The organism is Rahnella sp. P4_A8, from assembly GCF_056402435.1.
The window spans coordinates 1-3,756 of the sequence record NZ_JBFUHK010000136.1; the positions used below are offsets into that span (position 1 = coordinate 1).

Below are 3,756 nucleotides of genomic sequence, written 5' to 3' on the forward strand. Positions count from 1 at the left end.
CCTGGTGACAGAGCCGGTGACAGCGAACCTCAAAACCAACGTCATAGCTGGACAAAGGATCGGGTCTCACCAGCCAGTCATTGACGGGGGCATAAGCTACCGGTCCGGCCGGATCCAGACTCCGCTGACCATAATCGAACACCAGGCTGAACAACCATTGGGTGTCCTCCGGGAGCGCCCCCGCCCAGGCATAAAGCGCGTCCTGTGCCGTTCGGTTGCCATAATCAACCTGCATCAGATAGATAAATGCACGATGCTCCCGTTGCTGTTCATTCCCGCTCAGGCTGACACCGGCGGCATCTTCTTTTTTATAGCGATAGCAAATATGTTCGCCAGCAGGATTGACCGACTCTTGCAGCATCCAGGCTGCAATGCGGCCGGGGTCATCGGGATCAGTCAGTTGTGCCGCAGGTGATTTCCCCAGGCAATGAAGCTGGCCGTCGGCGGTATGAACCAGCCAGAAATCGCCGCTTTGCACGCCCTGCCAGCGCTCAATAAGGTCACTCCCGGCAGTGATTTGCGCAAAATAAGATGTGACACGCCAGGTTTGATCCAGCGTCACCTTTGCGTAGCGTGATACGTTACGGCTGACGATCTGTCCGTCATCGCTGTATTGCGGGATAAGCACCTCTCCGCCCGGCCCGATAAACACGTCTTCGCCCGTATAAAGTGGCACCCCCTTGCTGGTCCGCCTCCTGATGCTGGCGGTCCCGCATCCCCACCCCATACCAAATTCACTGTTTCCCGCGCCACTGCTGTAACTCAGTGTCAGGGCTGGCACATAACCCCGTCCGGGTGAAATAGGCAGGGGCAGAGACAGAGTGGCCATGCCGTTCGGCCCAATGTTTCCGAGCGACTCGCCCATGCCCTGGATGGCGCCTCCGCCCTTTGGCAGAGAGAGACCGTTAACCGGCAACGTTGAAGATTTTTCTGTTTGCTGCATACCGCCTCCTGAGAATGAATGTCACGACTTTTACTGACTTCCTGTTCAATCACACCAGTGTGGCTTGCACATCCTCTTCAAAAGCGGTGCCGCCGTACAGCGCGGTGTAATTCACCTGAATAATCACGTCATTCAACGCATCCAGCAGGGCTTTTTGCCCGGTATGAGCAGGGTTCGGGAACGTAAGTTGCCAGCCAGATATTGCACCGGTGCCTTCAAACGGCAGGTAGCGTTCGTCACCAAATGAGAGTTCAAACAGACCGCTGTCGGTCAGGCCCCGTGAAATCGCCACTTGCTGACTGGCGCGCAGATTCGCAATAACATTGCTGTTATTTCCCGTGGTGGGATCCTGCAAATATTGCACGCCAAGAATATCCGGCTTCAGTAAGGTACTGCTGCCAGTCTGTGTCAGTAAGGCGCGGACGTCCTGCCATGGGCCAATCAGGGTAGGCAGCGAAACAGAAACATATTTTATCTGGCGTAAATACTGGCCGGGATAATCGTTATCGAACAGGGTTTCGTTGAGCGTAAAGCTGAATGCGCCCGTTTGACGCTGCACATCAAACTGACTGCCCAGCAACTGACGCAGCGAGATCGTTTTGGTCATCTCCAAACGGCGGGTATTACGGCTCAGCCAGGCAGCTTCCATCTGCTGAACGTTAAGTTGCAGATTTTCACCGACCAGCAGACCGCGATAACTATTATTCCAGGCCGAGGTATTGATGAATATCGTGGTGAAATCACCAATTTCGTATTGCCAGGCCGATTGCGCATTCAGCGCCTGTGAAATCACAGCGTCATAGGCCTGGTAATACAGAGCCGCCATTTGCCCCGCCAGCCAGTTATACAGAGAAGACTGACTAAAGCGTGCGTTAAGGAACGTCAGTGTCGATTGCAGGTTTTGTTGCTGTTTTTTAGCCTGTTCAAGGGATGTTTGCGCAGACTGCTGGCGGATACTCAGGGTGTCGAGCTGCTTATCGATAGCCTTCAGTTCGCCCTCCGCTTGCTGATACTGAATTTTCCATTCAGCGCGACGGCGGCGCCATTCTTCTGATATTTGGATCCGCTGCGAGGCGGTTTGCGTCACCATCGCAACAGTGTGAAGCGAGTCGAAACTTGCATTGAGCAATCCACCCCATTTGGCGCCCCCGACGGCAAGACCAAAGATATTCGGCACCATATCGAGTGCAGCCCCGGCAACGGACATCGCCGGAGCGACCGCCATCAGCGCTGCGGAGGCTGACAAACTGTTCAGTACGGACTCTTCCTGATCGGTTAAATTATCCTCATATAACGTGCGGTAGTGCGAGAATCGCTGCGCGGTGACTTCACGGCTGGCGAACATGGCATCACGCTCCGCCTGCAGTTCGTTAATCGCCTCCTCTTGTAAGGCGATAGCAAATTCGGAGAGATCTACCGCCTGTTGTTGGTCCAGCTCCTGCAACGCGGCACTTTCCCCACGCTCATAGAAACTCAGCAAGCTGCTACCAAACTGCGTCAGCGTTGAAATCGCGTTATACAAGCCGGGTAATAACACCCGGAAACGATAAGCCGGAATATTGATCGCCGCTCCTCCCGCCACCTGCAATAAGCTTCCACCCTGCGCCCGCTGCTGCATCAGTTGGGYCGGGTTCGCCGGAGGCGCATAGAGGGAAAGGCTCATCGGTTGCCCGTTAATGCTCAGATAATGACGCAGATTAAACAGCCGGGCGTTGAGCGTTTCCCAGAACGCCAGTAGCTGCACATTAAGAGGGGCAATAAAGTTCTCGTTATCCTGCACGGCCAGGGCCTGATTAAGTCCCCCGCTTAACAGCGGCAACGCCGTGGTGCGGGTGAATTGCTGCTCAAAATTACGCAATACAAGATTAGGGCTGGCGCTCACCTCTGCCAGCGTCTTAGGCTGCCACTGATTGACAATCTTTAATGCGGGATCCGGTCCGAGTAAATTGCTGACCTGCGCATAACCCAGCCTTGCGCAGCCCAGCGCATCCGGCGTCAGCTGGCGATAAAAGTTATCCGCCTGATCAAGGATATTACGCACATACACCATGAACAGATTTTTACGGTAATGAACCGGCTCGCTCATCGCCACACTGTCTGGATCCAGGGGGTTGATCAGGGAATCCGCCAGCAAATCGGTGACATCCGGTGTGATAATCGGCCGGGAATTCCAGTAATCAGGCTGCGGATATAGCGGATTGCTGCTGACCCGCCCTCGCGCAGAGGGATCAAAAAGATAGTGGTACCAGTTACGCGCTTGTGCATACTGCTGCTCCTGGTTCAGCCGCCAGGCAACCAGATACGGCATATAAAAGAACAGCTCCCAGAAATAGATGCCGTTGGCCCCGTTAAAATCCATGGGTAACGCGGTGCCACCGGAAGTTAATGCAGGCTCTTGCGTGAGCTGAGTATCCCAGGCAAGCAGCGCATCAATGCTGATATTGGCCTTCGCGACCAGTTCTTTCGCGAAAAGCGTGTTGAGGCGGATGGGTGAAATAGACGATGTGAATCGGCTGAAATCAAGAAACTGGGCTGTTCCCAGAGAGTTATCCGTGATTGAACCTAACGTCGGGGAGTCAGCCAGCCCTTCTTTCACTTTAAAACTGATTTGAATGACCGAATCACCATAACTTACGCCATTCAGGGTTTGGCTGATGCCATAAGAAATCGTTATCACCTGGTTCACTGCAGGAATCGTGTAAGGAATATTAAGTGAATATCTTTTCAGGCTGTTTTCCGAAGCGTATTCATGTGTTGCCAGCCGCGTACTACTTTTCCAGTTTCCCAAATAGCCACTCAATACCGTCTTGGTA

At 53.7% G+C, this 3,756-nt stretch carries 2 protein-coding genes; both read right to left on the reverse strand.

From position 1 onward, the window contains the following. A partial coding sequence (locus AC1DUO_RS23665) for a SpvB/TcaC N-terminal domain-containing protein (RefSeq protein WP_477989036.1) occupies positions 1 to 943 on the reverse strand: 943 nt, incomplete at its 3' end. A gap of 49 nt (positions 944 to 992) precedes the next feature. Next, a partial coding sequence (locus tag AC1DUO_RS23670; protein ID WP_477989038.1) for a Tc toxin subunit A-related protein occupies positions 993 to 3,756 on the reverse strand: 2,764 nt, incomplete at its 5' end.